Annotated in this window: 6 protein-coding genes and 1 pseudogene; 1 reads left to right on the plus strand and 6 read right to left on the minus strand. The window is 57.6% G+C overall.

All coding sequences use genetic code 11. The features are described 5' to 3' along the window. The 5 genes from EOA36_RS27955 to EOA36_RS27975 all read right to left on the minus strand — a co-directional run. Positions 1-1,089: CapA family protein (locus tag EOA36_RS27955; protein ID WP_145969340.1), on the minus strand; the 1,089-nt coding region annotated here is incomplete at its 3' end. 77 nt (positions 1,090-1,166) lie between these two features. Beyond that, a complete protein-coding gene (locus EOA36_RS27960) occupies positions 1,167-2,015 on the minus strand; it encodes a transporter substrate-binding domain-containing protein (RefSeq protein WP_127280290.1) in 849 nt (282 codons plus the stop codon). 53 nt (positions 2,016-2,068) lie between these two features. After that, positions 2,069-2,818 (minus strand): ABC transporter permease subunit, encoded by a 750-nt coding sequence (locus EOA36_RS27965; RefSeq protein ID WP_127280291.1) that lies wholly within the window; start codon positions 2,816-2,818, stop codon positions 2,069-2,071. Positions 2,819-2,830: 12 nt separating this feature from the next. Next, a complete protein-coding gene (locus tag EOA36_RS27970) occupies positions 2,831-3,490 on the minus strand; it encodes an ABC transporter permease subunit (protein WP_127280292.1) in 660 nt (219 codons plus the stop codon). 425 nt (positions 3,491-3,915) lie between these two features. Beyond that, positions 3,916-4,137: a helix-turn-helix transcriptional regulator gene (locus tag EOA36_RS27975; RefSeq protein WP_127280293.1), complete on the minus strand. Its 222-nt coding sequence runs from the start codon at positions 4,135-4,137 to the stop codon at positions 3,916-3,918. A 177-nt stretch (positions 4,138-4,314) separates the two neighbouring features. On the opposite strand from EOA36_RS27975, the gene EOA36_RS38855 reads away from it, so the two are divergent. Then, entirely contained in the window at positions 4,315-4,719 is a 405-nt protein-coding gene (locus EOA36_RS38855; protein ID WP_281040085.1) for a LysR family transcriptional regulator, read from the plus strand. Here the strand turns inward: EOA36_RS38855 and EOA36_RS27985 are convergent. Continuing rightward, positions 4,680-4,797, minus strand: a pseudogene (locus EOA36_RS27985) (IS630 family transposase); the annotation flags it as partial. The gene EOA36_RS38855 and the pseudogene EOA36_RS27985 overlap by 40 nt on opposite strands.

Here is a 4,797-nt window from a genome sequence, read left to right on the forward strand (position 1 = left end):
GCGCTCATTTATCTCGCCGATCACGACGGGCAGAAGGTCGATGCCTTCAAGGTTTCCATTCGCCTCATAGCGGCAAGCAGCGACAATGCTTTGCCAGACTTCCGGAGGATCCCACTCGCCCTCGTCAGGATGGACATGAAAGAGGAAATTTCCGAGACCGTAGAAAACTGGCGAGCCATTGTAGATTTCGATCGCCTGCAGGACGGGGGCGCCGTGACTGACAAAAAGGTTTGCACCGGCGTCAATGCATGTGCGAGCAAAGGCCTGCACCCAGCGCGGTACATCCTGCCAACCCGGTTCCCAATGATGATGGTGCAGGTAGGCGATAACGAAATCGCCTTGCGCTGCCGCCTGACGGATGGCGGACAAATGGATGCTCGCGCTTGCCTGATCGACTTCGACCATGCGGCCGAAGTTGGCAGCTTGGGTAAATACGGTGCCGTAGAAATTGAGCTCTCTGTCGCTGGCCACCTCCGGCGGATCCTCCGGCTGCGCATAATTGGTCAGTTCGAAGGGAGAGCTTTGCAAATGGCCCCCAAGCCGTGCCAATCGCCTGAAATGCCCGTCAGGCACCCCGATTTTCCGAACGGTCTTGAGCCGGTTGACGCCAGGGCGAGCCGGACGAAAGGCCGTGTGGTTCTCGGCATACATGCTGGACGGACCGGGACCGGCATCGATCGCAAGAAGGGCGACGTCGCGTTTACCTAGTCGGCGGCGACCCGGTTTGCGGGCATCGGTCGCATCGACCCCGATGCCCGCATGCAGGTAGCCTCGCGCTTGCACTTCCTCTAGCGTCGAGAGAACACCGCCAGCACCGAGATCGAACGCGTGGTTGTTCGCCAAGGCGAGCGCGTTGAAACCGATATCCTGCAATGCATCCAGCACCTCAGCCCTGGAATAGCCGAAATACCTGCCCTTGGTCGGCCAACCACCATGTTTGCCGAGGATCGTCGACTCGAAATTGGTGAAGACGACGTCACCCTGCTGCAAGAAGCGTACAACCTCCGCGAACCGCTCGTCTTGAACATGACGGATGTCATGCGTAATCAATGATTGGCCGGTTACGACCGCGCAAAATGAGTCTTTCATGGAACTCGCCTCATGGTCGTGAACGTCTGGCGCCAACACTCGGCCAGCACCACATCGAAGTCGGCCGCGGGGCCGGGCTATTTTGGCAAGGCCGGAGAAATATCCGTCTTGAACCACTTGAGGCTCAACGCCTTGATGGTGCCATCCTTGGTGGCGGCGTCGAGCGCCGCATTGAACTTGGTCAGCAGTTTGCTATCGTCTTTGCGCATACCGGCGCCCACACCCGGACCCCAGAGACCACCATTCAGCTGCGGTCCGAAAAATACCGCAACCGACCCTCCAGGCGCCTCCAGGAAATCGCGCCATGTGAAGTAGTCGGCGAGGCCACCGTCGACGCGCCCCGCGGTAAGGTCGAGCTTCAAATTGTCGAGACTGTCATAGCTGCGAATGGTCACGACATCGCCGAGGAGTTGTTTCACAACAGCCTCGGAGTTCGATGAACGAAGGACACCAATGGCTTTGCCACTAAGGGTCGACCTGAGCCGCTCGATGGTTGCCTTCTCCTTGTTTCCGACTGAGGAGAGGTTGACCTTCTCTTTGGTGTCGCCGGCATCGAGCCCAAGCTCTTTGCGGACAACGAACTGGTTGTATCCGCTGGCGTACGGGCTGGAGAATGCGATCTGCTGCTTGCGCTTCTCGGTAATCGCCATCCCTGACATGATGACGTCGTATTTCCCGACCAGTAGCGCAGGAATGATCCCGTCCCAATCCTGCGCCACGAAGCTGCATTTGATTTTGATGCGATTACACAGTTCGAGACCGACATCGACATCGTAGCCGTAAAGCTTGCCATCCGCGTCTGTCCCGTCCCAGGGCGGCGACGCCCCTTCGGTGGCGATAGATATCGTTCGCTCGCTATCGGCACGGGCGGGCAATGCTGGGATCAAGGACGCGACAGAAATGGCAATAGCCAAGGGCATGCGCATGGGACACCTCTTTGTTTGGGTTTGGATGGGAAGCCAGCCTTAAGGCGGCGGCGTCACGGCGCGAGTGTCGTGATCTCGTGGTGAGGCAAGGTCGGACGGAGCCGCGCCTTGCGTCTTTGCTTTGAAGTGCCTTCAGTCGAAAGCCGCCGTTCCAGGAACTGGGTGGCTTTCACGGCGAGCGTCGTGAGCGCGAGATACATCGCTCCTGCGACGATGAAGATCTCGTAGGGCGCGAAGGTGGCCGACACCATCTGTCGCGCCATGCCGGTTATCTCAAGCAGCGTTACGGTGCTTGCCAGCGACGAGCCCTTGATCATCCCCACGACCTCGTTTCCGTAAGCCGGAAGCGAAATCCGGAAAGCGATCGGAAAGGTGACAAGCCGGGCGATCTGCAAACGTTTCAGGCCAAGCGCATTGGCGGCCTCAATAACGCCGTTCGGCACGGATTGGAGACCGCGGCACAGGATTTCGGTGGTGTGCGCCGCGCTGTTCAGCGAAAAGGTAAAAAGGGCGCACCAAAGAGGGTCTTTAAGGATCACCCAGAAGACGCTGGCGCGCACCGCCTCAATCTGGCTCAAACCATAATAGAGCAAGAAGAGCTGAACCAGCATGGGCGTACCGCGGATGACATAGGTATAGGCCAGAACAGCGAAAGAGAGGCTCGGGCGTCCAAACGCGCGGGCGAACGCCAGCGGTACCGACAGAAGAAATCCTGCCGTCAGTGAAAGGACTGTCAGGATCAAGGTGAGACCGATGCCTGAGGGCAGAACCAGGACGGCGTCGAACATCAAATCGAAGTTCATAGCGTTGCCCTTCTATCGACCGAATGCAGGATAGCGCCGCTCCGCGAAGCGGATCGACAGCAGGGTGATCGTCGTCAGGGAGAGATAGAAAGCGGATGCCGCAAGGTAGAACGTTAACGGCGCGCGCAAGGATCCGGCGCCGACATAGGCAACGCGCATGATGTCGGTCAGGCCCACGACAGAGACCAGCGCCGTGTCCTTGAAGAGCGATATCCAAAGATTGCCATAGGCGGGCAGCGCCAGCCTCAGCATCTGCGGCCCAACGATGAACAACCACCGCTGCCAGATATTCAGGCCAAGCGACTTCGCCGCTTCGGTCTGCCCCGTTGGCACCGCCGCAATCGCACCGCGGAAAACTTCGGTCGCATAGCCGCTGAAGACAACAGTAAGCGCGATGACCCCTGCGGTGAAAGAGTTCACCTCCACATACCTGCCAGCGAGCTTGCTGGCGAACGTGGTTCCCCCGAAATAGATAAGAAGGATGATGAGGAGTTCTGGAACGCCCCGAACCACAGTCGTGTAAGCCGTCACGAGACTTCTGAAACGGGCCGTAGACGTGCCTTTCGAGATGGCCAACAGCAGGCCGAATACGGTGCCGAGGAAGCCGCTAACAAGAGCAAGGCCTACGGTAACCATGAAGGCGGCAGCAAATTGAGCAGCAAAACCGCCCATGAGACTCTTCCATCAATGCGCAATTTCGCAATGTGTGCCGCGCCTGCCCACGCGGCAGATCTACGGCTGATGGCCAAAGATTGCGAAATCTACTAAGGGATATCTTGCAACAATTTTGCAGGATTTCGCCTAGATTACTGACAAGGCCTATTCATTCAATCTATAATTTTCAGAATTTGAGCTATAACGGCTGGTTATATACGCAATCAGCACTCTGACGGGCCATCCGATTTGACCGCCGCAGCGTCGCACTGAGGCTCGAGCAACCTCGCCTCCCAGCTTCAAATGGAATTATCAGCTAGAATTCGGAGATCGAATGAGCTCGACGTCGGGCGATGCCCTTAGATGGCGCCGCGCAGATTGCCAGCCTGACGATCACTTGGGAGCTGTCGTCGCCATTTGATCTGGCCGAGTATGGTATCCGGCTATTTTGACGTCGGAGACCGGCAAAGCAATGTGACCGGATCGCTGCCCAGCACCTTCGCGATCTTCTCCACCACGTTGAGAGAAGGGTTCTTTTGTCCTCGTTCGATGCCGCCCATGTAGCTGTACGCAAGGCCAGCCTCGGTTGCCAGAGATTCCAGGGTCATGCCGCGCTCCTGCCGGACCCTTCGAACGTTTGCTCCAAAAATCTCCGCAAGGCGCATGCGCGCATAGCGACAAGCAAACCTCCCCCTTTACCAGTCACTATAGTGACTATAGAGTGATGGATTCGGAGTTTGCTTGGCGACTTAGCTTTAGGGCGCTCGGCGCAATCCAATTCTGAGCTCGGTTAGCCGAGCCAATTCACATGTGGCTTGGGCGTTCTCGAGAAAGGGCGCAAAATGGAGTTGCTGCAAAGCGGCCTGAAGCTCCGACAGTTGCAGGTCTTTCGTCAGGTGTTGCGCACCGGATCGACGAGGCAGGCAGCTGCTGCGCTCGGGATAAGCCAACCTGCGGTTAGCCAGCACGTAAAGCAGCTCGAGGCCGCCCTCGGCATCGCTCTTTTTGAACGGTCGACCAATCGGATCATTCCGTCAAGGAAGGCCTGGGAACTCCTGCGCAACGTGGAAATAGCCCTGACTTCAATGGATCGCCTGGAAGCGTCGATTTTCGCGATAAAGAACGATGAGAAGCAGCGGATCGCAATTGCCGCACCCGCCGTCTTCGGTTTCGTGACATTGCCGAAGGTCGTGGCGACTAGAGCGTTTCATGTTTTGACGGAAGCGTATCCGGCGTTTTCGAAGTAGTTCTTGCATTCGGCTGCCTCGATGGTTTCGACGAGGTGGCCGATGTGACGCCAAGTTTCCTCGACGGTGCGTTTCTGA

This window comes from Mesorhizobium sp. M8A.F.Ca.ET.021.01.1.1, from assembly GCF_003998025.1.
Classification (GTDB): domain Bacteria; phylum Pseudomonadota; class Alphaproteobacteria; order Rhizobiales; family Rhizobiaceae; genus Mesorhizobium.

Excerpts from the sequence above, each read along its gene's own strand:
- EOA36_RS27975 (WP_127280293.1), bottom strand. The coding sequence starts at position 4,137 with ATGCGCCTTGCGGAGATTTTTGGAGCAAACGTTCGAAGGGTCCGGCAG.
- EOA36_RS27970 (WP_127280292.1), bottom strand. The coding sequence starts at position 3,490 with ATGGGCGGTTTTGCTGCTCAATTTGCTGCCGCCTTCATGGTTACCGTA.
- EOA36_RS38855 (WP_281040085.1), top strand. The coding sequence starts at position 4,315 with ATGGAGTTGCTGCAAAGCGGCCTGAAGCTCCGACAGTTGCAGGTCTTT.
- EOA36_RS27965 (WP_127280291.1), bottom strand. The coding sequence starts at position 2,818 with ATGAACTTCGATTTGATGTTCGACGCCGTCCTGGTTCTGCCCTCAGGC.
- EOA36_RS27960 (WP_127280290.1), bottom strand. The coding sequence starts at position 2,015 with ATGCGCATGCCCTTGGCTATTGCCATTTCTGTCGCGTCCTTGATCCCA.